The following is a 24,034-nucleotide window of genomic DNA, read 5'->3' on the forward strand; positions in this document are numbered from 1 at the left end:
GTTATTGTAGTAGTGGTGCCGGGATGAAAAGGCACTTCGCAATTTTTGATTTTCCCGCTACAATTCGGTCCCCTTTGCCCAGGTGGCGGAATTGGTAGACGCACTATCTTGAGGGGGTAGCGCCGCGAGGCGTGCGGGTTCGAGTCCCGCCCTGGGCACCAGATCATATTCCGGAAACGCCAAGCCGACCGGCCAGGCTCAGAGGCTTCCGATGGCGGCGGACTGTCTTTGCCCGCCATGCCACCCGGATAACGCCATCCGGGCGTTTCTTCCCCAGACTACTCCGGCCATTTGCCGCCGCCAGAAGCCTCAGCCCCGCTTCGGGTCGTGACCGTAGTTGTTGCTGCCCTTCTGGCCGTCTTGCACCAGAAAAACGAGGTTCACGATAGGCAGAAGCAACCACCAGCCGCTGCGCCCCGTATCGTGCAGCCGCCGCACGCCTACTGCGATACTGGGAAGAAAAAGGGCGAAGTTGAGAAGCGTGCCCGGCGCGTCGCCCAGAGCCAGCAGCTCTTCGATGAACACGACGAAGAACGTGAAGATGCCCACGAACAACGCGAAGAACCAATACTCTTTGCGTCGCGCGCGACCGCCGAACACGGCGTATTTCTTGAGAGCCGCGAGAAACCAGCCAAAGCCGCTCTTCTCGAATGATACTTCCTTGACGACCTGCGTCGATAACTGCGGCGCGCCGCAATTGGGACAGCTCGGCGCGGTCTGGTGAAGCTGCTTCCCGCAGCCAACGCAACTCATCATACTCATCTCACTTCTCCCTCGAATTGGCGTCTCCGCCTGTTCTTTGAATTGGTTTGCCCACGAGCGACACGCTTTGATCATCGTCCGCCGCGGATAACCCCACTTCCTGCCTAGTTGCGGAAGGGCTTGTAGAACCGATGTCGCGCCTGCTGCAACATCTCGGCATCGCCAGCGCTGTCGCCGTATGCATAGACTTCGAAGTCTGCGAGCGGCTTGCCGAGTAACTGTTCGACGCGGGTCACCTTTTCGACCGCGCGGCAATTCAGGCCTTTCATGCGCCCGGTCGCCCGCGCGCCGTCGCATTCGATTTGCGTGCAGAGCAGATCATCGAAACCGAGTTTCTTTGCGATGTGCTCGAGATAAAGATCGAGCGATGCGCTGACCATGATGAGCCGATGCCCGCGCTCCCGATGCCAGCGAATTCGGTCCAGCGCGCCCGGCCGATACCACTTCGTCACATCGATCGCATGGTCGCGTCCGGCCGATTCGAGGCGCGCCCAATCGGCTCCGGTGAAAAGACGGGCGAGCAGGCGCTCCTTGAACCGGTCTCTCGTCGACAGTCCCGAGCAGACCTGAAGCGCCTGCACGGCGAGCGAAGCGAACGCGAGGTTCACGCGGACCTTCCCGAACGCCTTGAACAGGTATGGCGCGAACGTGTCCCGGGTGGTGATGGTGCCGTCGAAGTCGAACAGCGCGAGGGTCTGCATCGTCATCAGGCTTCGACCATCTGAACGACGGCAAGCCGGCCGCCATCGCCTCGAGCAAGAAGGATCTGCTGGCCATCCTTGATCTCGAGCTTTGCGCCGATCGGGACATCGGCTTCGGCACTCACGTCCCGAAGACCGGGCAGCCGTTCGTTGACGAGCCACCACTTGTCCCGATGGAACACGAAGTAACCCACGCGCGGCTTCTGATCGTCGCTCAAGCGTTCGTTCGGCACGATGAGACTGTTCGCGTGCCAGAGGAACAGCGATTGGTTGGTCCAGACCATCAGGCGATGATTGTCCGGACGAAAATTGCCTTCCTTTCGCGACGAGTACAGGTTCAGAATCGGCAGCTTGCCCTTGAAGGGTGTGTTGCAGAAGGGACATTTCGGCTTCGTCGAATTGTCGAAGACGTACCACTTCTGTTCGCAAGCGGCGTTCTGACATGGCTGAATCAGATCGACGGTCTTGACCAGTGCACCTTCCCAGTCGCCCGCGGATGGACGCTTCGACGGATCGTGGAGGCCATCCACGAAGGCGGCCTTGAAGCAACTGGCGAGATAAGGTCCGGTGATCGTGTAGGGAAGCTTTTCCGTATCGGCCCAGGGCAACTCTGTGGGCCTCACGTTCTTCACCCGTATGCGGTTGCTCGAATCGGTCGGATGTTCCACGAACAACGCGCGTTCGCCCATTGTGAGCGACTCGTCGCGCTGTTCATCCTGCATGTCATGCACTTTGCCGCCACGTAGCGGATGACGGTATAGCAGGTACATATAGATCAATACGGCGAGCGCGTGCTGGTCCGTCTCGCGTCGTGGCAGGCTGCGTTTCGGATCGTCTTTCGCGAGGTGCGTGGTCTTGACGACTTCAGGCGCGATGAAGTCCGGCGTGCCTACGACGTCGGGTGGATATTTTCCGGGCACGACGAGACCATCGACGTCGATCACGCATGCACTGCCTCGCGTGGGATTGACGAGGACGTTCTTATAAGAAAGGTCGGAATGTGCAAGGCCCGCCATGTGAAGCCGACGTATCGCCCGCGCCATCAGCACACACATTTTGAGGTGTGTCAGCCAGTCACCGAGTTCCCGTGGATCGACAAAGCGGTTCCTCAGATTCGCCGCCGCAAACCACTTCCCTTCCTTTTCCTTGCCCTTTATGGCAAGCGTGTCGTCGTTCTTTGAACCGTGTTCGAAGTAAAACTCCTTGTCATAGGCTGGAACAACTATGCCCAGTCTTCCGTCGTATTCCAGCACTGACGTCGGCCAGCAGAGCAGGTTCTTCCAGTACTCGCCGCCGACATTGTTGACGATGCCTTCACGATACTTGCTGGCAATCATCTGCAGACGGTCCTTCGCCTGCGCGTCCTGCTTTCCGCGATAAAAAGCGACTACGTACGACTTATCCGGCGAAAAGTAGACGTCCTTGATAGCGCCCGAGCCGATGATCTTGTCGACGAACTCCACGTCCTTTCCGTCAAGCGTCTTGCATTTGACGACCTTGCTCATTCCCATCCCCACAATGTTTTCTCAGCGCGCCGGCCGCCGCGGCGCGGCATCCCAGGCGATACGGGCACCCTCGCGCGTTTCACCACAGCATGGCGATCGTTCGATCGTCGTGATGTCCCTGTTTGAAGAAGTGCAGCCATTCGGCCAGGGCTCTGGACGGATCTTCCTCGATCAGCAGAGGCGAGAGTTCGCTCCACAGCGCGTTCCATTTCGAAGAATCGGCAAGTCCGTTGTCGGTTTCGAAGTACGGGTCCGACACGCCATCCGTCAACAAGATGACCGACGATATGTTCTGGTGACGTCCGATGCTCACCCGCTTGGCGAATCCATCCGCCAGCGTCGCGCGTTCGAGGAAGCGCGTCTGCCCGGCGAATTCACCGCCATCCGGTGTCCCCATCGGCTTGACGGTACCCGGCGGCGCGTAAGTGACGATGGCGCCATCGCCTATCCAGAAGGTGGCCAGAAACGTGTTGTCGCCGTCGCGCCTGATAGCCGCCGCGAGGAGCGTGGTCGCGAAACTCCGGACTGGTGCGCCGCGCGCGCCCGCTTCGCTCTCGATAGCCTCCACCGCCAGCATCGCCATGCGATGGAAGCTGTAGTGGAACTCCTCGCCGATCGTTTTGGCGTTGGCCGGGTTGGCGTCCCAGCCGTCGACGAGCGTACCGAGCTTCGTACCGAACTCGCCGTCGAGACCGTCGACCAGATAGCGGCCAGCGGTTTCAACGGCAATGCGCGATCCTTCGTGCGAAAACTCGGCGCTGCCTGCGCCGTCAGCGACGATGAGCACGGCCCAGCCGTTGTCCTGCGTCGTCGCGACGTAGAAATCGTCGTCGCGGAAGGTGCCGCCGTGTTCGTGCGAGCGGCCTCGCCGGCTCGCCGCGGCTATATGGAAGGAACCCGCGCGGATCAGTTGATGATCCAGATGCTTTTTCCGATACGGCAGCGAGCTATCCGGCTCCGTCACTTTCCACAGCGAGCGTGGATCGGGATTCGACGTCAGCCGGCATTCCCCGGACCGTACGTCGGGGAATCCCGGGAAACGCCATTGCAAGTTCAGCACGTACTCGCCGGACAGCGTGGGTACGCCACTGGCCATCTGCGTCGCCGGGTCGAAGCTGAGCCCGAAGTTCTCGGGTAACCTGAGATCGACAATTTCCAGCTCCCGTCCCCATGCGTCTCTGCCCTTGATGCGCGCCGCGTACTCCGTGCCGACGTTGCAGTTGGGCAAGACGAAGGTTGGCTGCGAGGCGGAAGTGGGTGTGGGTGCAACACGAGAGATCGGCAGTACCGGCGCGTTCGTCGCGATGGAAGCATCGCTGGTCGCGCTGTCGTCCGCTCGAACGACGGACGATTCGACCGCCCGCTGTTCGCCGAGCGGGGAAGCAGTCGTGACTTCGACGGTCTGGTCGGTCTGTGTCTGTCTCTGCGGCAGTTCGGCAGGCATCGGCGACGACGGGCCGATCTGCACGAGGTCGTTCGAATCGAAGACAGGCGAAGCTGCCTCAGAAGCAGTGGATTGCGTCACTGCAAGACCCATGCGGAGTGCCACAGAAGATGCCGTCGTCGTCTGTTGCACTACGAGGCTCTGCCGCGGCCCGACCATGATGTTTTGCGGACGCGCAGTCACGGCATCGGGATAAGACCTCTTGATCAATTCACGCAGATCCCCGACGAACTTACGCAAGAGTTCGAACACGTCATCCGATCCGGCGAACCGCTCGAGCTCGCCGTCCTGAAGTCCAGTTAGCTGAAAGATCTGGTGCTTGCTGTCGCTGCTGAAAAGCCCCTCGACCAGACCTTGCAGAACGGGGCCATAGCTGGCTCTCAGTTCAGCCACGCTCAGCCCTGCTGTTTCTATGCTCATCTGCTCACCCCTGTCCACGCAACACATCGAAACCGCCATCGTCTTCAGACGACACATACCCGAACACGACATTTTTCGTGCACCACGGACAGCGCGCTTCACCCGGCCCGCCGACGCACAGCAATTTGCTGCACGCGCATGCCGCGAAGGCCGTCGCATTGCCGCAATGCGGACAGCTCGGCGATCCGTACAGCATGGACGTGTTGACTTTGGCCTCGGCGCCTTCCGTGCCGGACCACTGGAAGTAGTCCTCGCCGATCGGATAGCAGCCGCTCAGCCGATATCCCGACACGTCGAACGCAAAGTCACGCGTGTTCACGGCGCCCGCTGCCCGGTCGTACTTGATCAGATACGGCGCTCGACTCTTCTGGCAACGCCCGACCAGCGTCACGCACGCATCGTCGGCGGCGGGCACGGCCTCTTTCACGATCTGCAGAATCTTTTCGTCCAGGATGGGCACGGCGTCGGACTGCACGCCATCGCCAGCACTCTTGCTGTGCGCCATCACCGACGACGAGACCCATTTCACGAACTTCGAGAAGGCTTCCACTTGCGCGTCATCGAATAGCAGCACGTGCTCGGTCAGTCCCTGAGCACCGACAGGTCCGCGTTCGCGCCGATGCCCACCGCGATCAGCGTCGCGCGGTGCGCATAGTCGGCGTTCCAGCGCGAGATCGCGGCCCGGAACCGGTCGGTGGGACGGCCGTCCGTGAAGAGATAGACGATCGGTTTCCAATCGCCTTTCCTGTCGGCGGTCGTGCGCACCACCGAACGGTCCATCTCGTCCATGAGCGCCGTCAGGGCCGCGCCCAGCGCCGTGCCGGCGCCCAGCGGAAGCTTCGGCGGATAGAACGACACCACTTCGACGAGCGGCACGATGGTCTTCGCCACGCCGGCGAAGGCCAGCACCGAGACATGCACGGTTTCGAGCGCGTGCGGATCGGTCCGCAGGTTCCGCACGATGGATTGCAGGCCGGACTCCATTTTTGCGATCTTGTCCCCCGCCATGGATTCCGAACAATCCAGAACGAAGAACACGGGCAATCGGCGCATCGAAGCTCTCCTGAATATAAGGGTGTTTTCAATGGCGAATCACGGACGGCCGACGCGCCACGACTCGCAGTCGCGAGCGGCATCGGACGATCCGTGGCTGCGATCAGAGAACGAGTTGAACTTCGGGCGGCGGCGGTGGAAGCGATACCTGACCGGACATTCCAGCGCTGCTCGAACCCGCCGAGACCGATGCCGACACCCACTGGAAGAAAGCGGAAAACGCAGACGCGTCCATCGTGTCGAGCAGGACGACGCGATCGGTCAGTTCTCGCAGCACGTCCTGTTTCGCCTTGGGTCCCGCGGCGCACGCGATGATCGAACCGAAGTTGCGCGACTTGATCACCGGAACGGCCCGACGGAACGCGTGGAGGTCCGACGGACTGCCATCGGTCATGACGAAGAGCAGCGGCCTCCAGTCACCCTTGCTCGCGGCGGTCGTCCTCTTCACGTCGCGATCGACACGTTCGATCAGCAATTCGAGCGCTGCGCCCATGAACGTGGCACCAGCGTCGGGAGCCGTGATTTCGCCGAGGCTCACCTGATCCAGCGGCGTGAGGGGCAGATACTCGCGAGCCTCGATGTCGAAGGTGATGATGGAGACGTGAACGCTCTCCAGCGCGAAGGGATCTTGCCGAAGCGCGCCGATCATCGCCTGCATGCCGACATTCACCGAGAGAATGGGCTCGCCGCGCATGGAACCGGACGTGTCGAGAAGTATGTAGACAGGAAGCCGCCTGCTCATGATGTCGCTCGCCGGTTACGCTCAGAGATACTTCTTCAGCCAGGTCACGAACGTGTCGGACTGATCGGGGCTGCCGATCGCATCGAACTTCCAGCCGTTCGTCTCGCGTTTGAGTTCCGCGAACAGCATGGAGCGGCAGTCGCTGAAAGCCGCGCCGCCCGACAGGTCGAAGCGCACCATTTCCTTGCTTTTGCCGTCTTCCGCGCGGATATACGCGTTACGCACCTTGTCGAAGCTCTGCTCGCGCTTCGCGCCTTCATAGATCTGAACGACGAAGACGATCTTTTCGTACACATCGGGCAGATCGTTCAGCTTGACGATGATCTGCTCGTCGTCGCCATCGCCCGAACCCGTGCGATTGTCGCCGGTCAGCCAGATGGTGCCCGTCCTGTGATGCAGGCTGTTGAAAAACACGACATCCCCGCCGACGAGTGTCGGGCGGCCTTCCTTCAGTTCGCCCAGATGATGGACCTTGCCGTCTTTCTGGCAAAGGAATGCGACGACATCGAGGTCGTATTCCTCCGCCTTCTTGCCGAACAGACTGCCGAGAATGCCGGTGTTGCTTTCGTTGATATCCCATCCGAGCCCGATGGTGACCATCGACAGATCGTATTCGTTCTTCTTCAGGCTGACGCCCTGGCCTTTTTTTAGAGTGACTGCCATTTGATGATCCCGTTACAGCACCACGTTGACTTCCGGCGGCGGCGGCGGGAGATCGCCGAGACCGCTGACTTCCTTCTGCTGGTCGACCTTCTGGCTGCCTGTCGACACCGACGCCGACACCCACTTGAAGAACGCCTTGATCGTGCTCGAATCCGCCGTGTCCAGTGCGACGACGACTTCGGTGATTTGCTTGAGGACAGCTGTGTCCGCGCCCTGACCCGCCGCGCACGCGACGATCACACCCGTGCGAACCTTGCGCAGCTTTTGCAGGCCGCGCGCCCAGTCATCGGTCGGAACGCCGTCGGTCATGATGAAGACGAGCGGCTTCCAGTCGCCCTTGACTTCCGCGGTGGTCTTGTTCACTTCCGCATCGATACGGGCGGCCAGTAACGCGAGCGCGTCGCCCAGCGCGGTCGTGCCGCTTGCCGCGAGATTCGGCGTCTGGAAAGCGGACAACTCGGTCAGGGGTACGGCCTGGCGCGCCGAGCTATCGAACGTGATCACCGAAAGATGCGCCGTCTCGAGCGCGTATGGATCCTGGCGCAGCGTCGAGACCAGAATCTGCACGCCGTTCTTGAGGGCCTCGATGGGCTCGCCGCTCATGGAACCGGACGTGTCCAGCAGCAGATAGACAGGGAGTCTTCTCATATCTTCCTCGTATTCTTCGATTTTTCGCCGGCGATCGCGATTACGCGACCTGGACGCCGAACTGCCCGCACAGCGCTTCGAGACCGCCCGCGTAGCCCTGGCCGACGGCCTTGAATTTCCATTCGTCGTTGTGGCGATACACTTCGCCGAAGATCATCGCCGTTTCGGTGCTGTAGTCTTCCGACAGATCGAAGCGGGCGATTTCGACGTCGTTATCGAGATTCACGATGCGCATGAATGCGCCCGACACCTGGCCGAAGTTCTGACGGCGCGCTTCGGCATCGTCGATGGTCACGCACACGACGACGCGCTTCACGTGATTCGGGACGAGCGTGAGGTCGATCTGCAGCGCTTCGTCGTCGCCCGCGCCCGCGCCGGTGCGGTTGTCGCCGGTATGTTCCACGGACCCGCAACGCGAGCTCAGCTGGTTGTAGAAGATAAAGTCCTCATCGCCGCGCACTTTGCCGCTTTCGGCGACCATGAATGCGCTGGCGTCGAGATCATAGTCATCGCCGTCCGTGACGCGGGCTTGCCAGCCAAGACCGACGAGAATGCGCGACAGCGAAGGCGCGGACTTCGACAACGAGATGTTGCCGCCTTTGGATAAAGAAACTGCCATGACTCTGCCTTGCGACAATAACGAGGAGGTTGAAGGATGAGCGCGTCAGTTCGCTTCGGCGTTCGGACGTGAATTGTTCTTACGGTGAATCAGCGACGACGTCATGGCCGCCGCGATGAACGCCACGCCAATGAAACCGGTCACCACTTCGCTGACGTGCCAGACGATGCTGCCGAGCATGATGAGGGCGAGCGCGCCGATCGCGTAGTGCGCGCCGTGCTCGAGGAACACGTATTCATCGAGCGTGCCTTTCTCGACCAGATAGACGGTCAGCGAACGCACAAACATGGCGCCGACCGCGAGGCCGAGCATGATGATCACCACATCGCGGGTGATGGCGAACGCGCCGATCACACCGTCGAACGAGAACGATGCATCGAGCACTTCGAGGTAGAGGAAGCCCATGACGCCCGATCGCTTCGCGACGCGGCCTGCGGCGTCGGCCTGCTCGTCGTCTTCGAAGAAGACACCAAGGCTATCGACGAGCGCATACAGGAAGATGCCGCCGACGCCGCCGACCATGACGGAGATGCGCGACGGCGTGTCGAGGGGAAAGAGCGCCTGGATCAGCAGAAGGATGGCGAGCGCGCAGATGGTGCCCGTGGAGCCGAGCTTGCCAAGGCCAGCGAGCTTCGCTTCCATCGCGCCGAGCCAGTGAAGTTCTTTCTCGTCATCGAAAAGAAACGACGCGAAGACCAGGAACAGAAAGATGCCGCCGAACGCCGCGATGCCAGTGTGAGCGCCCGCGAGATAGGCGGAGTACTGGTCGGGCGCTTCCAGCGCCATTTGCGCGACGCTGAGCAAGCCCTGACCTGTTGCCACGGCGACGACGAGAATCGGGAACAACAGGCGCATGCCGAACACCGCAACGAGAATGCCGACGGTCAGAAAAAGCTGGCGCCACTTCGGGTCCATATCCTTCAGGATCGCTGCGTTGACCACTGCGTTGTCGAACGACAGGCTGATCTCCATCACGCCCAGCAACAACACCAGCGCGACGGCTGCAATACCATTGCCCGTCGATGACTCGCCCCATAGGAAGCCTGAGATCACGCAAACGAGAGTGAAGAGGATCGAGTAACGAAAGTAACGCATCGGGAGTACCTTGGATGTTTTTTTATGAGCCGACGAGTTGTCTCATTGGCTTCTTCTAACGCATGCGATTCTGTTCGCATAACTATGCATTATCTGCACGCGCACTCAAATTCCGCTCACGGCAGCAGATGAGACGGACATACTGAACATTTATACGCCTCAGGATTGTCGCCTCTCATCAGCAACCACCATCATTCTCATTTTCAGCGGATGGTTACATATAGAAAAGGGATTGTAAATTGCACTGCTGGGCGGGGACCTGAACGTTGGATCAACGCAACTAGCGACTATCTTTGACACTATTTAATTTCAGATAGTTTATAAGAAGTACTGAAAACATTAATATTCGCGTTATCTGGTTTGGATTTCAACCGTTTGCGCCAATAGCCGCGCCCGTTCTATCAGGTTTCGCTTCGATTAATGTGTCTTTGTGTGCAGGAGTGAAAGCTGGATCGATTAGCCATGCTATCAATACCCTCCCTCTTAAACAGAAAGAGAGGCAGAAGTTGATCCAAGAAATTCGGCTGGCGAACCGGTCACTGACACTGCGTAGGCGGCGCGACGTTCATTTCACCAGCGGGGCCGAGGAGCACCGCGCCGAAAAAAGCGGGCAAGCGTTTCTCGCTGGCTCGTTCGAATGGATGCGCGATAAGGCGTTCATGTCGAAGCTGAAAGAACTTCTGAACATTGACGAGGCCGACCCCTCAAAAGTGCGCCGGAAAGTGCAACGCGCCTTCGAACTAGGCGAAGTGGTGACGATTCCGGACCCGCCAAACAACGGACTGCGTGGCGGACGCGACGGCGATGCGCCCAAGCCGCGCGCAGCCACTTTCACCCCGTCGCAACTCTTCAAGAACGCACCGCGCATAGCACGCACAGGCTCATACTATGACCGCCCGCTTCAACCACGACTTTTCGCGGACGATTGCATGGCGGCTTGGCTCGCCAAGCCCGGCGACCTGCTACCCGATGTCGGTGGCGACTCGGACCAGGGCGGCTCATTGCTTGATGATGCGCAGACGTTCGACTATCAGCCCGATATACCGGATGGTGATTTAGAAGAACTGGCGGGGACAACGAATGAGCGATACGCGGCGAAAATGCTGGGCTATGACAGCTCTACGTTCCGCGAAATGATTCACAGATTCAAGAGAGTCAACGGCGTCGGGCCAAAGGATGACCTTGAATTCGAAAAGAACGGCGACGTGTCGCTCGATGGCGAACACATCGACAACTTGCACGACTACGGCAATTAACCGGGGGCGACAATGACTAGTCACGCACTTGCGTCTGCGAGTTTCACGATAACAGGCGATCGCGTCACGCCGGACTGGTGGACACAGTACTTCGGCGTACAGCCGGATGTGGCCGTAACGAAGGGGGAGCCGCTTAAGGACTGGACAGGACAAGGCCGCACCTTCGCACGGCGGACAGGGGTGTGGGGTATTGACAGCGAAAAGGCGGTTCGAAGCGATCAGTTGGCGCCTCATCTGCGTTATCTTGTGCGGGTGCTGGAACTGCCGCGATCGGACCTTAAAGCGCATATCGAAAGTGTCGGAGCAAAGATGCGCTTTTTTTGCTATTGGGTGAACGAGGCAGGGGACCGCGTGCCCGACGTGCCCGACGATATCCGCACCATAATGGAGTCGTTGGGCGGCACCATCGAGATTGACGAGTATCGGTAGGCGGATCCTCAATTTCAGCGGGCGCGCGTCGCGCAGGTCATCTGCGTGTCGAATAGAAGGCGCGCTTCGATCTTCGATAGCTCGCGCCACGTGCTGCCAATCAGACCTTCCGACGAACACCAGTCGCATCGCCGACTTCCATCTTCTTCCGTCCCGAACGCGCCTTATGCATCTCCGGCGGCGCAGTCAACCCCGCCACCGCCGCTCCCGACTGCATCAAAAACTCCCTGAACGCATTGGCGACCTGAGGCAGACGCCGCTCCGACATATGCACCACATGCCACGCGCGCTCGATCGGCGTCGATGGCACGGGAAGCGTCGCGAGCAAGCCCGCCTGCATCTCCAGCGCGCACGCGTGCAGCGAAAGAAACGCGACGCCCAGTCCCGCTTCGACGAGCTGCTTGATCGCTTCGTTGCTCGATAGCTCCGATGCGGCATGCAGCTTCAGTCCCGCCTCCTTGAAAAGCCCTTCGATCGCGACGCGCGTGCCCGAGCCGCGCTCCCTGACGAGCAGATTCGCCGATTCGAGATCCGGCAGGCTCAGGCGCTTCGCATGCATCAGCGGATGCGACGGCGCGGCGACGAACGCCATCGGATGCTTCGCGAATGCCGCGGCGTTCGTGCGCAATTCGCGCGGTTGCCGTCCCATGATCGCGAGATCGATTTCATTCGTCGCGAGCATGCGCACGATGTCATCGCGATTGCCGATACGGAACTGCAGCTTCACGCCGGGCCGTTCTTTCGTGAAGCGCACGAGCAACGGCGGCACGAGATACTCCGCCGTCGTGATCGCGCCGATGCGCAACGTGCCGCCCAGCTCGCCGCGCAGCGCCGCCACTTCCTCGCCCGCCTCGTTCCACAGACTCAGAATCTCGTTCGCATAACGCGCCATCACCTCGCCCGCGGCCGTGAGTTGCACCTCGCGCCCCACTCTGCGCAAAAGCGGCGTGCCCGCCGCCTCGCCCAGCAGCGAAATTTGCAGCGATACCGCGGGCTGCGTGAGGTGCAGTTCGTCGGCGGCGCCCGAGATGCTGCCCACGCGCGCAACGGTCTGCAGCGTGCGCAATTGCCGGAAGGTCGTCGTCTTTAACATTAGTAAAAACTTATGGGTCGGTGATAAATACTAAATAGCGCAAATGTTTCCGCGACCTTATATTTTTTCCAACGAGGTCGTCAAGCATCCAACAGCACTCCGGGAGATCCATGATGTTGAATCCTTATGCGCAACACCAGGTCGATTCGCCCCATCGCATCGTTATCGTGGGCGGCGGCGCCGCAGGGCTCGAGCTCGCGACGCGTCTCGGCAATGGCGTCGGCAAGCGTCGCCGCGCCGAAGTGATCCTCATCGACCGTTTCCCGACGCACTTCTGGAAACCGCTCCTGCACGAAGTCGCTTCCGGCCAGATCGATGCATCGAGTCATCAGATCGATTACGCCGCGCACGCAAAGTGGAATCACTTCCGCTTCGAGCAGGGCGCGCTCGCGAGCATCGATCGTGGCCGCCGCGAGATCGTCATCGACGAGACGACCGATATCGACGGACGCCCGCTCCTGCCGAAAAGAACGCTCGCATTCGATACGCTCGTGCTCGCGCTCGGCAGCGTGACCAACTTCTTCTCGATTCCCGGCGCCGAACAGCACGCATTGACGCTGGAGACGGTGGAGCAGGCGGAGACGTTCAGGCGGCGTCTGCTATCGAGCCTGCTGCGTTCGAGTCACGCACGGCAAGCGACGCCCGGCGCGGTTGCATCGCCCGTTTCCGTGACCGTGATCGGCGGTGGCGCGACCGGCGTCGAGCTGGCCGCCGCGCTGCGCGGCTCGGCTGAAATGCTGCGCGACTACCACCTCGCGTCGCTCGATCCAGCCCACGATATCCGCATTCGTCTGCTGGAAGGCGCGCCGCGCGTGCTGCCCGCACTGCCCGAGCGCATCTCGACGCGCGCTCAGGACGTGCTCGCCGGACTCGGCGTCGAGGTTCGGCTCGGCTGCCGGGTGCGCGCGGTGGACGCGAATGCCGTATCGACCGTGGATGGCGAAACGCTCGCCAGCGACATCACGATCTGGGCCGCGGGCGTGGAAGGGCCGCCCGTGTTGCGCACGCTCGAAGGCTTGCCGTTGAACAGGCTCGGGCAGGTCATTGTCGATGGAACGCTGCAGATCGAACCCGGTTCCGGCATCTACGCGATGGGCGACTGCGCCGCGTGCGCCGCGTCGAAAGGGGAAGCGCTCGTGCCGCCGCGCGCGCAGGCCGCCTGGCAGCAGGCCGTCTATCTCGCCGATGCGCTCGCGCGCCGTCTCGATGATCGCGCCGTGCCGCTTTTCTCATATCGCGATCAGGGCACGCTCATTTCGTTCGGACGCGCGGGGGCGGCGGGCGCGCTGATGAGCGAGTTGCTGCGGCAGCCGCTTTTCATCGACGGATGGTTCGCGGCCTCGTGCTACCGGCATCTGTATCGCCGGCACATCATGGGCCTCACGGGCGTCAAGCGAGCGGTGATGTACGCCGCGAGCCAATGGCTTCGCGAACGCGTGCGGCCGACGGTGAAGGTGAACTGACGAAGTGGATCGGGCGCGGCGTCATATGAACCCGGCGGCGACACGCCGCCGTGCTGCGCCCGATCATAAAGCGCGGATCATTGAAGGTCCCACCACATAGACTCGTAAATACGCATGGCGAACCGATACTCCGATGAGTCGCGCGACTCGCACAGCAGCAGCGGCTCGATTGCGCTCACGTCGAGGGCGGGATCGCCTGCAAACAAGAGGCGTCGAATTGCACTCATCAGTGTGCCTTTGCGTTCGCTCAAGTGCTGCGATTGATCGAGCTCGTCGTACGCGATTGTCGAGGCGCTCATGTGCCTTGGCGTGGCAAGAAACGGCACGGTAATGTTGGCATTCAATGCGCCGGAAGCAATCCAGTCCCGATACAGAATGTCGATGGGATATCTGATGTCTGGTCCTGCTTCAAAGAGCTTGCGCAGCGTTTCCTTTCCCTTGGGAGTAACAGCGTAAGCAGCAGAGCAAAAAGCATAGACCGCATGCGCATTCGGGAAAGCCACGCCTACCATCTCGTGGCGATCGGCGCCCTTCGAGTCTTCCTGTTTTCGACCGGGCATATTCGTCTCTGCCGCCCTCATGAGCTGTGGCACCGCATCCTGAAAAGGTGCGCAGTCCAGGAAAAACATGTCGATTCCCGGATGAGTCGCGATTATGTTTTCGATTACGCCCTCGTTAATGACATGCGGGAGATATCGACTGAGTTCCACGTCGTCTTCGAGAATAATCGTCGCAGCGTCTTGATCGGATTCCAGGATAATCCGCTCATGCGAGCGACGGCATGCCCATACGCCATTTTGACCAACGGTGTCGAAGGGGCCATCGCACGCTCCGTCAACCGCGCGAAAGCGCTGAAAATATTGGGCCAAGCCGATTTCTTCGAGTTGCGATTGCATTGAAGCGAGTCGGTCTTCGCTTCGGTCCAGATTAATAAAATAACCGTCTAACTTAATCACAATTTACTGCCGCACGAGAAGAGATTTACGATAACATCACCGAAACGCAGCTTATCCGTTCAAGCGGAGGCGTGTCGAGATGTGAAGAGCGAAAATCACAAATCTCTATTTTTCGACTATGTAAATAATCGACAAGCGACGCGAATATCCACGCGATCGCTCTGGGCGCGACTGGCCTGGTCGACCTCTCGGTTACTCTCTGCGCAAACCGTTTGAACCGGCTGCCGTTTCACCGCATTGCCATTGCCTCGCCGGGCTGCGCGTGCCCCGATACGAGGCATTGCGATCTGAAAGCGTCGCGCTGGCTGCTCGCGGCGGCCTGACTGAAACCCTTGCTCAGCGCGTCGAACTCGACTTGCGCGGCGCTCTGGGCGCACGAGGCCGCGCCGATATCGCGGCCCTGCGCGTGGAGCATCGCGCGATCGGCGACGAGATAGGCGACGAGCGCGAACACGACGGCCTTGAAAGCTTTTTTCATGCTTGTCTCCTTGCGTTCTAGGCTAAGGGCCAGCCGGCTCCGGGCAAATCAGGGCAACCCCGAACCGAACGTATGATTTATTCGATGCGACGGCCCCACGACCCGTCATCGGTAAAAATGTCAACGCCATCCGACGCAATGAATTTGATACGCCGCAATTCCCCAAAATCTTTTCTTTTCGGTTATGCTCGTTAACCCTTAGGAATACGCCTAGCGTATTCGGGTTGCGCTTCCGGATCCAAATCTCCGCGCATCTCGTCCTGCCTTACATTCCACTGTCGCCGTGCGCTTCCAGCGAGCACGTCCATCGCGTGCTGGCCGTGCCTTGCGCCTGATTCAAGTCAAGCTTATGCATCTGCCGTCCGTTCTCAGCTTTCTCATCTGGATTCCCGTGGTGTCGGGCATCTTCGTGCTGACCTTCAGCGCGTCGGCGACGCTCTCGCGCGCCGTCGCCCTGTTCGGCGCGATCCTCGGCCTGCTGCCGGTCGTGCCGTTGCTGTCGCGCTTCGATGCGTCGTCGAGCGCGATGCAGTTCGTCGAGCGCGTCGAGTGGCTGCCGCAGTTCGGCATCTCGTACCATCTGGGCGTCGATGGCATTTCGCTGTGGTTCACCGTGCTCACGGCGGTGACGACGCTCATCATCTTCATCGCGTCGTGGCAGTCGGTCACGAAGCAGGTCGCGCAGTACTACGGCGCGTTTCTCGTGCTCTCGGGCTGCATGCAGGGCGTGTTCGCATCGCTCGACGGCATGCTGTTCTTCGTGTTCTTCGAGGCGTCGCTGATTCCGCTGTATCTGCTGATCGGCACATGGGGCGGCGAGCGGCGCGTGTATGCGGCCATCCGCTTCTTCTTTTTCTCGCTGCTCGGCTCGCTCGCGATGCTGGCCGCGCTGATCTATCTCTGGACGCAGGCGCATACCTTCGATATCGACGCATGGCGTCAGCTGAAGCTCGGCTTCACGCCGCAGATCGTCGTCTTCGTCTGTTTCCTCGCGGCGTTTTCGGTCAAGGTGCCGATGTTCCCGGTTCACACGTGGCTTCCCGACGTGAATTCGGAAGGCCCGACGGGCGCGGCGGTGCTCCTCGGCATGCTCAAGATCGGCGGTTACGGCATGTTGCGCTACGTGTTGCCGATCGTGCCCGACGCCTCCCACTTCTTCGCCCCGGCGATGATCGCGCTGTCGCTCGTCGCCGTGATCTACGGCAGCCTCGTCGCGCTCGCGCAGACGGACATGCGCAAGCTGCTTGCCTACTCGGCGGTCGCGCACATGGGTCTCGTGACGCTCGGCCTCTTCACCTTCGACCGCATGGGCACCGAAGGCGCGGTCGTGCAGATGCTGTCGTACGGCATCGTGTCCGGCGCGATGCTGCTGTGCACGGGCGTGCTCGTCGAGCGTACGAAGAACGGTTCGATCGATGCCTACGGCGGCGTCGCCAACACGATGCCCCGCTTCGCCGTCTGCGCGATGCTGTTCTCGATGGCCAATGTCGGCCTGCCCGGCACGTCGGGGTTCGTCGGCGAATTTCTGGTGCTGATGGGCGCCATCCGCCTCAATTTCTGGATCGGCGCGGCGGCGGCATCGTCGCTGATCCTGAGCGCGGCCTACACGCTGTGGATGGTCAAGCGCGTGATCTTCGGCGCGGTGAAGAACGAGCGTGTGGCCGGCCTGCGCGATCTCGGCAAGCGCGAACTCGCGCTGTTCAGCGCGATGGCCGTGCTGGTGCTCGGGATCGGCGTGCATCCGAAGACGTTCACGGACGCGATGGGCCCGTCCGTCGAGAACCTGATGTCGGCGGTACAGGGCTCCACATTGCCCGACGATGCCAGCGCGCCTTCCTACAACGCGCGTCATGAAGCGGTATCGGAGCGCACGCCGGGCTGACGTCGTCAACCGGGCGCGGCATGCCGATGCACGAGCGGCAGCCGCACCTGGAACGTGGTCCCGCTTTCGTTCGCGACCACGGTGAGCCTGCCGTCATGCCGATGCACCACGGTCCGGTACGCGATGTGCAATCCGAGACCGTTGCCCTTGCCTGGCGGCTTGGTCGTGAAAAACGGCTCGAAGAGCCGGGGCATCACATCCTCCGGGATGCCGGGTCCGGTATCCGAGATTTCGATCACCGCGCAGTTGCCTTCCCGATGCGAGCGGATCGTGAGCTCGCCGCTTTCGTCCATCGCATCGACGGCGTTGTCGATCAGATTGGTCCACACCTGATTCAGCTCGCTGCCATACACCGGCACGGGCGGCAGCGCGCGATCGTAGTCGCGCTTGACGGTGACGCCATGCTTCAGACGATGCTGCATGATGGTCAACGTGTCCTCGATCCCGTTGTGGATATCGACCACCTGCAACGGCGCCTGATCCATGTAGGAGTACGACTTCATCGCCTTCACGATTTCGGAGATGCGACCCGCGCCGAGCCAGGTCTGCTCGGACAGAAAGCGCATTTCGAAGGTCGCGGCGAGCCAGCCGATAGCCGCGCCGAATTGCTCGCGGCTCACGCGTGACGCAATGGCTTCAAGTTCGTCCGGCGCGAAGCCGGCCGCCACGAGCCGCGGCGCGATCAGCCAGGGCTTCTCCAGTCCGTGCGACGAGAGCCACTGCGCGAACTGGTCTTCGGCTTCGCTCTGCCGCAATGCGCCTTGAGGCGTGGCATCGACGGCGGGCGGCGCGCGGCTCGCCCATCCATCGAGCGTATCCATGATGCCGGAGGGCAGCGCGCTGAGGACGAGCGCGCGCGTCGCCCGGTGCAGGCTGTCGAGCGCATCGCGCATGCCGTCCGCCGCGCGCGCCACGGCCGCCGCCGGATTGTTCAGCTCGTGCGCCAGCCCCGCCGACAACCGTCCGAGCGCGGCCAGCTTCTCGCCGCTGAGAATGAACATGTCGTAGGCGCTGATGCGGCCGTACATCGACCGGAAGATCTGGCTGCTGAAGGACTCGCATTCGTTCATCAGCGTGCGCACGACGCTCTCGGTCAGCGAGACGAGATAGCAATCGGTGCTGGCGGTGAAGGTCAAGGGCAGCGGCATCCGCGCGAGCAGCGAAGCCTCCGCGATCGAAACCGGCGCGGCGCGCGTGTCGTCGATCACCTGCCGGCCCGCGACACGCTTTTCCGTCAGCAGTTCGCCTTCGAGCAGGATGAAGTGATGCGTGACGGTCTGCCCTTCGCGCATCAGAATCTCGCCGCGCTTCAGGCGAAGCTCGCTCAGATTCGAGAGCAGCCATTGCTTGCGCCCGCCGGACAGCCCGGCGAAGAGCGGCATCTCGAAGAGCATCGATGGATCGCTCATGGATTCGCGAGATATTGATGAATGAAGTGCACGGCGATCGAGCCTTCGCCCACCGCGGCCGCGACGCGCTTGACGGAATCGGCGCGCACATCGCCCGCCGCGAAGATGCCGGGCACGCTCGTTTCGAGCAGGAACGGATCGCGGCCGGGCTGCCATCCCGCAGGCGCGCGGCCGCCTTTGACGAGCGCGCGGCCCGTCAGCAGAAAACCGTGCTCGTCGCGTTCGACGACGCCGCGCAGCCATTCCGTACACGGCGCCGCGCCGATGAACACGAAGAGGCCGCTCGCCGGGACCGTTTCCGAACGCCCGGTCTGCACGTCGCGCAACGTGATCTCCGCGAGGTGGCCGTCGCCGCTCACGCTCTCGACTTCGGTATGCGGCCGCACGCGAATAGTCTCGGTCTCGTGAATCTGTTCGACGAGATAGTGCGACATGCCCACGCTCAGCGATGGTCCGCGACAGAGAATCGTCACCGAGCGCGCGTACTTCGACAGGAACATCGCGCCCTGCCCCGCCGAATTCGCGCCGCCGACGATAAAGAGATCCTGATTCGAGCAGGCGACCGCTTCGACCAGCGCCGCGCCGTAATACACGCCGGCGCCGGTGAGTTCCTGCACGCCGCGCGCTTCGAGCTTGCGGTACGACACGCCGCTCGCGACCATCAGCGCGAGACAGCTCACTTCCGATCCATCGGAGAGTCTGACGAACTTGTACGGCGGCTCGATGCGCAGTCCAACCGCGTGCTGCGTGAGGATCATCTCCGCGCCGAAGCGCCGCGCCTGCGCGAGCGCGCGCCTTGACAGGTCCGCGCCGCTCACGCCCGATGGAAAGCCGAGATAGTTGTCGATGTGCGAGCTCGTGCCCGCCTGCCCGCCTGGCGCATCGCATTCGATGATCGCGACATGCAGCCCTTCCGATGCGCCGTACACGGCCGCCGCCAGTCCCGCCGGCCCGCCGCCGACGATGACGAGGTCATAGAACGGCGTTGTCGAGCGCGTGTGCAGCCCAACCTTCTCGGCGATCTGCGCGATCGTCGGGCGGCTCGTGACGGTGCCGTCCTCGAACACGACCACGGGCAACTGACGCTGACCGGGAGCGAGCGCGTTCAGGAGCGGATCGGCCTCGGCGTGCCGTTCGACGTCGAACCAGCGAAACGGAATGTGATTGCGCGCCATGAAGTCGCGTAACAGATGCCCTTGCGGCGACCAGCGATGATCGAGAATCCGAATGCCCTGAAACGCCGAGCGCGAGGACGCGTGCCAGTCGGCGAGCAGATCGTCGAGCGCGGGATAGAAATTCTGCTCGGGCGGATGCCAGGGCTTGAGCAGATACTGATCGAGATGCACCGTGTTGATCGCGCGGATGGCGGCATCGGTGTCGGCGTAAGCGGTCAGCAGCACGCGCTTCGCTTCGGGGAAAAGTTCGATGGCCTGTTCGAGGAACTCGATGCCGCTCATCTTCGGCATGCGCTGATCCGCGATGAACAGCGCCACGGAACGATTCTGCAGCCGCAAATGCTGCGCCGCTTCCAGCGCCGCCGGGCCCGAATTCATGCGCACGATCTGATAGTGCTCGCCATAGGCGACCTGCAGATCGCGCGCGACCGCGCCGGCCACGATCGGGTCGTCGTCCACGGCGAGGATCACGGGCTTGTCCATGATGGTTCGTGCGCCCATGCGTGCGGCGCGGCTTCCGTTGCAGACATTGTAGACGCTGCGGTGAGGAGGTTTCGGGCAGCTTTCGGCATTCACAGGACAGCGCCGGCGAGCCGTTGCTCGTCATGCGCCTCGCGAGCTGCCGCCCGCTAGCGGCAGCGTCACGCAAAAGACCGTTTCGTCGCTACTCGCGCTTCCGCTCAAAACGAGCGGAAAGCTCGGGAAAACCCGCGGACATCATCCTGCGACGACGTCAAAGTTTGTTGATTTGACATTTAGTTTTCCACGTCCCGTTGCGCTTCTCCGACGCGTTCGTATGCTGGCAACACCTGCTCAATCGAGCAGGTTTTTTTGAGAACATAGACATATGCCAAAAAGCAAGCATAACGAATCATATAGCGGAGACCGAACATGATGCGACGATTCGCAGTAGTCGGAGACAAGCTCAGTAACAACGGAGAAATCTGCGATTACGAAGGGCTGATTTTCATGTTGGGTGGACATCAGGCCGCCCTCATCGATGGGGCAGCCTATTGTCCAATCTGCAAGACAACCGGATACATCGCCAAGGAAGGCGGCCCACGTCGAATGACCTTAGGTGCAAGCGAGATAGCGCTGGAGAATGACGTTGTCGTCTGTGGTTGCCCGGAACATCCCCGCATCTTTGCGAAGCTCGCGGGAGAGGCGTGGTACGACGATCTGGCCGAAAGTCTTGGCGTCATCGGTTCGCGTGCTGCGTCAAACGGGTCGATCGACGAGGCGACCAAGCGAAGCCAAAATGAAGACAAGCATACGAGCTGGTTCTACGTTTGGGACAGCGTTACAGGCGAGCCGCTGCGTAATCGGAATTTCGTCGCTCACGTAGCGGGAATCGATCAATCCGGCAGAACGGACGACAGCGGCTACGCAAAGATAGAAACAGACGGTGAGAGTGCTATCGATATGCACGTCGTTTTCTCGTCACCCAAACGCGAATTAAGTCCAGGGAGAGCCGCGTAAGTATATGGCCGCAGATTACGACATTGAACATTGGACATCCACGCGTTCGACACTGGGAGGTAGCAAAATAACGCAACATCGATCTCTGTGGATAATCAAGCCGCAACTCGGCACGTGATTATCAATGCGCTGCGCAAACAAGGCTATGAGCTGATCGAGCGATCGGATTGGCACGCAAAACCCCCGAGTGGTAACTTGCGCGAGAGTCATTGGGATTATCAGGACATTGTTTTGCATCACGCAGGCCGTAGCTACTCCTGTGGCGCGCCGTCCATTGAAGAAATACAACGTGTGCAAGCCGAGGATATGGTTAGAAGCCCGCCCTTCGACGATACAGGCTACCACTACGCTATCTCGTGCCTAGGTGAAATATACGAGGGCCGTGATATTAGATTTACCGGCGAGCACGTTGCCGGCGACAATACGGGCAAGATTGGAATAGTTTTTCTTGCGGACCTTGTGCAGGCGGGTGAGGCCTATAAAGAGGAATATAGCCGCTTGTCCTTCGTTGATAAGCTTAAGAACCTTGGCGGAATCTTAACCGATCAGGTCGTTCTTAAGCATGACAAGCCGACGCTCGAACAGATCAGAGCAAGCAGAACGTTGTGCAGCGTGCTAAAGGATTTTTTTAATATTAAAAGACTAGGTGGGCATCGAGAATATCAGCGGCTTGCAACAAACAAGGGGCGAGCATGTCCCGGAAATCTGGGAATGGATATTGTCAAATTGCTGCGCTCAGAGCTTCGCTTATCTGATCCCGGGGCGTAATCTGTTATGAGAATAAAGAGGGGCGTTGCCTTTTCTTTGATGATTGTAGTTTTGCTCATCCTCGGCTTTTGTCTAAGCGTTGGATATTACCACTCTTATATAGATCATGAGGACAATGTAATTTACTTCTTGAAAAAACGACCAACGCTAAGGAGAGAGTTCATCAATCCATTTGCAAATGAAGGAAATCCGTTGCCTACGAATGAGCTATCGCCGGACGTACGAAAAGAGCTATCCGACTATTGCAAATATGCGTACGGAAAATTGATCGACGACGAGAAGTCCCTGAAAGACTGCAGGGAACGGATGATACGGGAAGTTCAATAATCGAACGCACGGTACGTCACATTGTCTGCCAAGGCCAGTCGCTCTCGCTTGCGCGAACTCGCGAGAGCGCCATCCAAATTCGGACACCCGTATCACCATCACTGATCGATGCGATGAATCGGGTGCGATTTCCCCCGCAACAAGACTTCACGTCCCCAACCACCCCGAAAGGCTTATGATAAGCACCTGCCGCCGTCCGCATCCACGCCCGCAAAACGTGGAAACGCGCCACACTCGGCAAGGATCGAGAAGCACGCTAACATCTGATCATACGCGGACCGCACGCCCGCCTTGCATCGCCTGCTCCACCCGAAATTTGAAATGCAATCGTTCGATATGCAGTCAATGGAGGCCTGGACATGAAGAAGAATTCCGCCGCCGTCTGGATCCTGGTCGCGATGGTCATCGGCATCGGGGTCGGCTACATGATCTACACGAGCTTCCCCGACAAGAAGACCGCCACGGAAGTCGCCGGCTACATCGCGCTCGTGTCGGACGTCTTTCTGCGGCTCATCAAGATGCTGATCGGGCCGCTCGTGTTTTCCACGCTGGTCGTAGGCATCGCGCACATGGGCGACGCGGCCTCCGTCGGGCGTGTGTTCGCCAAGGCGCTGGGCTGGTTCATCACCGCCTCGCTCGTTTCCCTGCTGCTCGGCCTGCTGATGTCGAATCTGCTCAGGCCCGGCGACAACCTGGGATTGCCATTGCCCGACATCGGCGCATCGGCGAATCTCGCGACCTCGAAATTCACGCTGAAGGACTTCGTCGGCCACATGGTGCCGCGCTCGTTCGCCGAAGCGATGGCCAATAACGAGATCCTGCAGATCGTCGTTTTCTCGATGTTCTTCGGCGTCGCGCTCGCCGCGCTCGGCGATAAAGGCAAGGTCCTGCTCGCCGCGATCGATCAGCTTTCGCACGTGATGCTGAAAATCACCGGCTACGTGATGAAGCTCGCGCCGCTCGCCGTGCTCTCCGCGATGGCCGCCACCGTCGCGGTCAACGGGCTGACCATCCTGCTGAAGTTCGCCGTCTTCATGGCGGATTTCTATCTCAGCCTGTTTCTGCTGTGGGGCCTGCTGGTGCTCGCGGGCTTCGCGTTTCTGCGGCGGCGCGTCTTCAGGCTCCTGTCGCTCATCAAGGAAGCGTTCATGCTTTCGTTCGCGACCGCGAGTTCCGAAGCCGCGTATCCGAAGATCCTCGACGCGCTCGACCGCTTCGGCGTAAAGCGCAAGATCTCCAGCTTCGTGATGCCGATGGGCTACTCGTTCAACCTCGACGGCTCGATGATGTACTGCACCTTCGCGACGCTCTTCATCGCGCAGGCGTACAACATCCATCTGTCGCTCAGCACGCAGCTCACGATGCTGCTGATCCTGATGCTGACGTCGAAGGGCATGGCCGGCGTGCCGCGCGCGTCGCTGGTCGTGATCGCGGCCACGCTCAATCACTTCAACATTCCCGAGGCGGGCCTGCTGCTGATCCTCGGCGTGGACACCTTCCTCGACATGGGCCGCTCCGCCACGAACGCGGTCGGCAATTCCATCGCGAGCGCGGTCGTCGCCAAGTGGGAAGGCGAGCTGTTGTCGGAACGGGACGCGGCAGCTAATGCGGCGCGCATCGAAGCCGAACAGGAAGCCTCGCTGGCGCATCCGGCGCAGGTCTGAGGG

The 24,034-nt window shown here is 60.7% G+C and carries 23 protein-coding genes and 1 tRNA gene; 8 read left to right on the forward strand and 16 right to left on the reverse strand.

Features of this window, described 5'->3' with window-relative positions; all coding sequences use genetic code 11:
- Nucleotides 1-76: 76 nt before the first annotated feature.
- Nucleotides 77-161 (forward strand) — tRNA-Leu (locus PQR08_RS26425).
- Nucleotides 162-309: 148 nt separating this feature from the next.
- Here PQR08_RS26425 and PQR08_RS26430 read toward each other — a convergent pair.
- From PQR08_RS26430 to PQR08_RS26480, 11 genes are all read right to left on the reverse strand, one after another.
- On the reverse strand, nt 310-837 hold the full coding sequence (locus PQR08_RS26430) for a DUF805 domain-containing protein (protein WP_408162850.1): 528 nt from the start codon (nt 835-837) through the stop codon (nt 310-312).
- Between the two features lie 29 nt (nt 838-866).
- Nucleotides 867-1,469 (reverse strand): HAD-IB family hydrolase, encoded by a 603-nt coding sequence (locus PQR08_RS26435; protein WP_250486304.1) that lies wholly within the window; start codon nt 1,467-1,469, stop codon nt 867-869.
- Nucleotides 1,469-2,968 (reverse strand): helix-hairpin-helix domain-containing protein, encoded by a 1,500-nt coding sequence (locus PQR08_RS26440; RefSeq protein WP_250486305.1) that lies wholly within the window; start codon nt 2,966-2,968, stop codon nt 1,469-1,471. The genes PQR08_RS26435 and PQR08_RS26440 overlap by 1 nt, the downstream gene beginning before the upstream one ends.
- A gap of 79 nt (nt 2,969-3,047) precedes the next feature.
- Nucleotides 3,048-4,832 carry a PP2C family serine/threonine-protein phosphatase gene (locus PQR08_RS26445; protein WP_250486306.1) on the reverse strand — a complete coding sequence of 595 codons (1,785 nt, stop codon included), beginning with the start codon at nt 4,830-4,832 and terminating at the stop codon, nt 3,048-3,050.
- Nucleotides 4,833-4,836: 4 nt separating this feature from the next.
- Nucleotides 4,837-5,406 (reverse strand): TerY-C metal binding domain-containing protein, encoded by a 570-nt coding sequence (locus tag PQR08_RS26450; protein ID WP_250486307.1) that lies wholly within the window; start codon nt 5,404-5,406, stop codon nt 4,837-4,839.
- An 8-nt stretch (nt 5,407-5,414) separates the two neighbouring features.
- Nucleotides 5,415-5,885: a VWA domain-containing protein gene (locus PQR08_RS26455; RefSeq protein ID WP_250486308.1), complete on the reverse strand. Its 471-nt coding sequence runs from the start codon at nt 5,883-5,885 to the stop codon at nt 5,415-5,417.
- Between the two features lie 103 nt (nt 5,886-5,988).
- Complete coding sequence (locus PQR08_RS26460; protein WP_250486309.1) at nt 5,989-6,627, reverse strand: VWA domain-containing protein; 639 nt, start codon at nt 6,625-6,627, stop codon at nt 5,989-5,991.
- 21 nt (nt 6,628-6,648) lie between these two features.
- Nucleotides 6,649-7,290 carry a TerD family protein gene (locus tag PQR08_RS26465; protein WP_238212045.1) on the reverse strand — a complete coding sequence of 214 codons (642 nt, stop codon included), beginning with the start codon at nt 7,288-7,290 and terminating at the stop codon, nt 6,649-6,651.
- A 12-nt stretch (nt 7,291-7,302) separates the two neighbouring features.
- Nucleotides 7,303-7,938, reverse strand: a complete 636-nt coding sequence (locus tag PQR08_RS26470; RefSeq protein ID WP_187607096.1) for a vWA domain-containing protein — start codon at nt 7,936-7,938, stop codon at nt 7,303-7,305.
- A gap of 40 nt (nt 7,939-7,978) precedes the next feature.
- Entirely contained in the window at nt 7,979-8,557 is a 579-nt protein-coding gene (locus PQR08_RS26475; RefSeq protein WP_238212044.1) for a TerD family protein, read from the reverse strand.
- 45 nt (nt 8,558-8,602) lie between these two features.
- On the reverse strand, nt 8,603-9,652 hold the full coding sequence (locus tag PQR08_RS26480) for a DUF475 domain-containing protein (protein WP_250486310.1): 1,050 nt from the start codon (nt 9,650-9,652) through the stop codon (nt 8,603-8,605).
- Between the two features lie 506 nt (nt 9,653-10,158).
- Here PQR08_RS26480 and PQR08_RS26485 point away from each other — a divergent pair.
- Together PQR08_RS26485 and PQR08_RS26490 are read left to right on the forward strand one after the other, a co-directional pair.
- On the forward strand, nt 10,159-10,908 hold the full coding sequence (locus tag PQR08_RS26485) for a hypothetical protein (protein ID WP_250486311.1): 750 nt from the start codon (nt 10,159-10,161) through the stop codon (nt 10,906-10,908).
- 12 nt (nt 10,909-10,920) lie between these two features.
- Entirely contained in the window at nt 10,921-11,337 is a 417-nt protein-coding gene (locus PQR08_RS26490) for a DUF4279 domain-containing protein (protein WP_250486312.1), read from the forward strand.
- A 100-nt stretch (nt 11,338-11,437) separates the two neighbouring features.
- On the opposite strand, the gene PQR08_RS26495 is transcribed toward PQR08_RS26490, so the two are convergent.
- Nucleotides 11,438-12,430 carry a LysR family transcriptional regulator gene (locus tag PQR08_RS26495; protein WP_187607091.1) on the reverse strand — a complete coding sequence of 331 codons (993 nt, stop codon included), beginning with the start codon at nt 12,428-12,430 and terminating at the stop codon, nt 11,438-11,440.
- A 110-nt stretch (nt 12,431-12,540) separates the two neighbouring features.
- Between PQR08_RS26495 and PQR08_RS26500 the strand changes: the two genes are divergently transcribed.
- Nucleotides 12,541-13,893 carry an NAD(P)/FAD-dependent oxidoreductase gene (locus PQR08_RS26500; RefSeq protein WP_250486313.1) on the forward strand — a complete coding sequence of 451 codons (1,353 nt, stop codon included), beginning with the start codon at nt 12,541-12,543 and terminating at the stop codon, nt 13,891-13,893.
- Nucleotides 13,894-13,970: 77 nt separating this feature from the next.
- On the opposite strand, the gene PQR08_RS26505 is transcribed toward PQR08_RS26500, so the two are convergent.
- Both PQR08_RS26505 and PQR08_RS26510 read right to left on the reverse strand, forming a co-directional pair.
- Nucleotides 13,971-14,789: a glycosyltransferase family protein gene (locus PQR08_RS26505; protein WP_250486314.1), complete on the reverse strand. Its 819-nt coding sequence runs from the start codon at nt 14,787-14,789 to the stop codon at nt 13,971-13,973.
- Between the two features lie 289 nt (nt 14,790-15,078).
- A complete protein-coding gene (locus PQR08_RS26510) occupies nt 15,079-15,327 on the reverse strand; it encodes an adhesin (protein WP_238212037.1) in 249 nt (82 codons plus the stop codon).
- A 349-nt stretch (nt 15,328-15,676) separates the two neighbouring features.
- Between PQR08_RS26510 and PQR08_RS26515 the strand changes: the two genes are divergently transcribed.
- The gene (locus PQR08_RS26515; RefSeq protein WP_250486315.1) at nt 15,677-17,209 is read left to right on the forward strand and encodes a complex I subunit 4 family protein; all 1,533 of its coding nucleotides are present in this window, start codon (nt 15,677-15,679) and stop codon (nt 17,207-17,209) included.
- A 5-nt stretch (nt 17,210-17,214) separates the two neighbouring features.
- Here the strand turns inward: PQR08_RS26515 and PQR08_RS26520 are convergent, their stop codons facing one another.
- The gene (locus PQR08_RS26520; protein WP_250486316.1) at nt 17,215-18,618 is read right to left on the reverse strand and encodes an ATP-binding protein; all 1,404 of its coding nucleotides are present in this window, start codon (nt 18,616-18,618) and stop codon (nt 17,215-17,217) included.
- Nucleotides 18,615-20,276 (reverse strand): FAD-dependent oxidoreductase, encoded by a 1,662-nt coding sequence (locus tag PQR08_RS26525; RefSeq protein WP_238292107.1) that lies wholly within the window; start codon nt 20,274-20,276, stop codon nt 18,615-18,617. Before PQR08_RS26525 ends, PQR08_RS26520 begins: the two co-directional genes overlap by 4 nt.
- A 408-nt stretch (nt 20,277-20,684) precedes the next feature.
- Between PQR08_RS26525 and PQR08_RS26530 the strand changes: the two genes are divergently transcribed.
- The 3 genes from PQR08_RS26530 (at nt 20,685) to PQR08_RS26540 (ending at nt 24,031) form a co-directional block, all read left to right on the forward strand.
- Nucleotides 20,685-21,272: a PAAR domain-containing protein gene (locus tag PQR08_RS26530; RefSeq protein WP_250486317.1), complete on the forward strand. Its 588-nt coding sequence runs from the start codon at nt 20,685-20,687 to the stop codon at nt 21,270-21,272.
- An 87-nt stretch (nt 21,273-21,359) separates the two neighbouring features.
- Nucleotides 21,360-22,040, forward strand: coding sequence for a peptidoglycan recognition protein family protein (locus tag PQR08_RS26535; RefSeq protein ID WP_250486318.1), 681 nt, complete (start codon nt 21,360-21,362; stop codon nt 22,038-22,040).
- 686 nt (nt 22,041-22,726) lie between these two features.
- Complete coding sequence (locus PQR08_RS26540; RefSeq protein ID WP_238212026.1) at nt 22,727-24,031, forward strand: dicarboxylate/amino acid:cation symporter; 1,305 nt, start codon at nt 22,727-22,729, stop codon at nt 24,029-24,031.
- Nucleotides 24,032-24,034 lie beyond the last annotated feature (3 nt).

Origin of the sequence: Caballeronia jiangsuensis (genome assembly GCF_046030135.1) — a bacterium.
In the GTDB taxonomy this organism is placed as follows: domain Bacteria; phylum Pseudomonadota; class Gammaproteobacteria; order Burkholderiales; family Burkholderiaceae; genus Caballeronia; species Caballeronia jiangsuensis.

What these genes read in the sequence shown, in the direction of transcription:
- PQR08_RS26440 (WP_250486305.1), bottom strand. Translation starts at nt 2,968, where the DNA reads ATGAGCAAGGTCGTCAAATGCAAGACGCTTGACGGAAAGGACGTGGAG.
- PQR08_RS26470 (WP_187607096.1), bottom strand. Translation starts at nt 7,938, where the DNA reads ATGAGAAGACTCCCTGTCTATCTGCTGCTGGACACGTCCGGTTCCATG.
- PQR08_RS26465 (WP_238212045.1), bottom strand. Translation starts at nt 7,290, where the DNA reads ATGGCAGTCACTCTAAAAAAAGGCCAGGGCGTCAGCCTGAAGAAGAAC.
- PQR08_RS26495 (WP_187607091.1), bottom strand. Translation starts at nt 12,430, where the DNA reads ATGTTAAAGACGACGACCTTCCGGCAATTGCGCACGCTGCAGACCGTT.
- PQR08_RS26455 (WP_250486308.1), bottom strand. Translation starts at nt 5,885, where the DNA reads ATGCGCCGATTGCCCGTGTTCTTCGTTCTGGATTGTTCGGAATCCATG.
- PQR08_RS26510 (WP_238212037.1), bottom strand. Translation starts at nt 15,327, where the DNA reads ATGAAAAAAGCTTTCAAGGCCGTCGTGTTCGCGCTCGTCGCCTATCTC.
- PQR08_RS26435 (WP_250486304.1), bottom strand. Translation starts at nt 1,469, where the DNA reads ATGACGATGCAGACCCTCGCGCTGTTCGACTTCGACGGCACCATCACC.
- PQR08_RS26460 (WP_250486309.1), bottom strand. Translation starts at nt 6,627, where the DNA reads ATGAGCAGGCGGCTTCCTGTCTACATACTTCTCGACACGTCCGGTTCC.
- PQR08_RS26490 (WP_250486312.1), top strand. Translation starts at nt 10,921, where the DNA reads ATGACTAGTCACGCACTTGCGTCTGCGAGTTTCACGATAACAGGCGAT.
- PQR08_RS26520 (WP_250486316.1), bottom strand. Translation starts at nt 18,618, where the DNA reads ATGAGCGATCCATCGATGCTCTTCGAGATGCCGCTCTTCGCCGGGCTG.
- PQR08_RS26445 (WP_250486306.1), bottom strand. Translation starts at nt 4,832, where the DNA reads ATGAGCATAGAAACAGCAGGGCTGAGCGTGGCTGAACTGAGAGCCAGC.
- PQR08_RS26480 (WP_250486310.1), bottom strand. Translation starts at nt 9,652, where the DNA reads ATGCGTTACTTTCGTTACTCGATCCTCTTCACTCTCGTTTGCGTGATC.
- PQR08_RS26515 (WP_250486315.1), top strand. Translation starts at nt 15,677, where the DNA reads ATGCATCTGCCGTCCGTTCTCAGCTTTCTCATCTGGATTCCCGTGGTG.
- PQR08_RS26540 (WP_238212026.1), top strand. Translation starts at nt 22,727, where the DNA reads ATGAAGAAGAATTCCGCCGCCGTCTGGATCCTGGTCGCGATGGTCATC.
- PQR08_RS26500 (WP_250486313.1), top strand. Translation starts at nt 12,541, where the DNA reads ATGATGTTGAATCCTTATGCGCAACACCAGGTCGATTCGCCCCATCGC.
- PQR08_RS26430 (WP_408162850.1), bottom strand. Translation starts at nt 837, where the DNA reads ATGATCAAAGCGTGTCGCTCGTGGGCAAACCAATTCAAAGAACAGGCG.
- PQR08_RS26475 (WP_238212044.1), bottom strand. Translation starts at nt 8,557, where the DNA reads ATGGCAGTTTCTTTATCCAAAGGCGGCAACATCTCGTTGTCGAAGTCC.
- PQR08_RS26525 (WP_238292107.1), bottom strand. Translation starts at nt 20,276, where the DNA reads ATGGACAAGCCCGTGATCCTCGCCGTGGACGACGACCCGATCGTGGCC.
- PQR08_RS26505 (WP_250486314.1), bottom strand. Translation starts at nt 14,789, where the DNA reads ATGCAATCGCAACTCGAAGAAATCGGCTTGGCCCAATATTTTCAGCGC.
- PQR08_RS26530 (WP_250486317.1), top strand. Translation starts at nt 20,685, where the DNA reads ATGATGCGACGATTCGCAGTAGTCGGAGACAAGCTCAGTAACAACGGA.